Source organism: Pseudomonas sp. P5_A12 (genome assembly GCF_056400685.1).
Genome location: NZ_JBFUKU010000519.1, coordinates 1 through 1977 on the forward strand (window position 1 = coordinate 1; position 1977 = coordinate 1977).

1 protein-coding gene and 2 pseudogenes are annotated in these 1977 nt (G+C 56.2%); all 3 read left to right on the forward strand.

Features of this window, described 5'->3' with window-relative positions; all coding sequences use genetic code 11:
* Positions 1 to 313: pseudogene (locus AC1DSG_RS30665) on the forward strand (ABC transporter substrate-binding protein); the annotation flags it as partial.
* A gap of 335 nt (positions 314 to 648) precedes the next feature.
* On the forward strand, positions 649 to 1605 hold the full coding sequence (locus AC1DSG_RS30670; protein WP_477794219.1) for an ABC transporter substrate-binding protein: 957 nt from the start codon (positions 649 to 651) through the stop codon (positions 1603 to 1605).
* A 52-nt stretch (positions 1606 to 1657) separates the two neighbouring features.
* Positions 1658 to 1977: pseudogene (locus AC1DSG_RS30675) on the forward strand (LLM class flavin-dependent oxidoreductase); the annotation flags it as partial.

A 1977-nucleotide genomic window follows, 5' to 3' on the forward strand; every position in this document is an offset into this window, starting at 1 on the left:
CCCTTCAAGCATCCGCGCGACGACCGCGTTTATCGCTGGTGACTGCGGGTTGCTCGCCGATGAACGCAGCGTACTCAAAAGCCTGCTCCAACAACCCGACTGGCGATTTTATCGGATGTTGCCAAAAACCCTTGAAGCCAGCGCCGATGCTCAGGTGTATCTGGCACAGCCTGATCGAAAAAGCCTGAAGCTGGTGCAAGCGGGGTTGCGCGAATGGCAGGAACGGGGCGGGCAGGCGAGGGCATGGGAGCTACGCAGCAATGCGATCATGCTCGACAGTTTGAAGGTCAGCGATGGGCTGGTGTGCCATTGAGGTGCTGGCTAAAGCACGGGATTGTATCGAAACCAGCGTCGGCATAGACCGCCCAAGCGAGCCTTGCCGATTGTGACCGTCCCGACGCCCAGGTCGTTGGTTGTCGATAGTTCATGCAATTACTGCATTTATGTAGAATTACGTTATGCGTAATGAGTATTTTACACGTAGAGGTCAGGGCCTCATCGTATAAAGCAGGCTGCATTTAAATTTAATCGCTATAAAGCTTCGGCATGCCTATAGAGCCATTATCGGCTCGTCCAATCCTACGAATAGTACCGAGACCGCGCGTGCGGATCGACCTGAACTGCCTGAGAAGGCATCTGGAGACGAACGTGCGTTATCTGACGAAATTGGCGGCCGGGATGGCCGCTGCATTGCTGTGCCTTGCTGCGAACGCGCAATCGCTGGTGGTAGGTGACCAAAGCTACAACGCCCAAGCCGTGATGGAGGCGGCGGGGGTACTTGATGATTTGCCTTATACCCTTGAGTGGAAGCAATTCACTGCCGGGTCGCCTGTCGCCGAGGCGCTCAACGTCGGCAGTCTTGACGTCGGGTTGCTCGGTGATGCGCCAGTGCTGTTCCTGGGCGCATTGGGCGCACCGATCAAGGTTATTGCAGTAGGCCGGCAAAATCTCGGTGGTGTGGCAATTCTTGTAAGCAAAGATTCGCCGATCCATAGCCTTGCGGATCTGAAGGGCAAGCGCGCGGCCATTTGGAAAGGCTCCTGGAGTCAGCAGCTACTGCTGACTGCGCTGGATAAAGCAGGTGTCCCACGAGACTCGCTGGATTTGCGCTATCTCAGCGCGTTGGATGCCTCCCACGCGCTGGACGGTGGGTCAGTTGATGTCATCGCTACTTGGGAGCCCTACGTCACGCAGCAGGAACGGCAAGGTGCGCGGATTCTGGCCACTGCTGATGGATTGATCCCTGCCCAGAGCTTCATCGCCGCCAACGCCAATTCAGTCGACGCCAAGCGCGCGCAAATCAGTGACTTTCTCCAGCGTCTGAAGAAGGCCCGTGATTGGGCTCTACAAAATCCAGCCAATACTGAGGCTTATGCTGATGCATGGGCCAAACGCACTCGGGCTGACGCTGAAATCGCGCGTGTCTGGTTTGCCCGAGCGCGCACGACCGTCGAGCCACTGAACCCGCAGGTACCTGCGGAGGCGCAGAAGACCGTGGACTTTTTCGCAAGCCTGGGTTTGGTCAAGTCCTACCCTGCAGCCAACCTGTTCGACAATTCATTCGCTGCGTCCTTGCAACCAGCCTTATCCAAAGCTCAGCCCTGAACGCTTCAGCCCGCATTGATGACTTCCCTGATCCATAAGGCATATTTTTGAAATGACAAAAAGACAGATCAAACTGGGCGCTCTGACGATGGGTTGTGGTGGGCCAGGTCGCCACAACCTGTGGCTTGATCCCGAATTGCCAGCCGATGCCAGCGTTAATGTCGACTGGTACATCGAGATTGCGCGACAGGCCGAGGCGGCACTCTTCGACTTGATGTTTATCGTCGACAGCCAGTTCATCACACCTGGGTCGCCATCCCACTACCTAAATCGTCTGGAGCCGCTGACGCTGCTATCAGCGATTGCCGTGAGCACTCGACATATAGGTCTGGTCGGTACGCTGACGACTTCTTACAACTCTCCCTATAACGT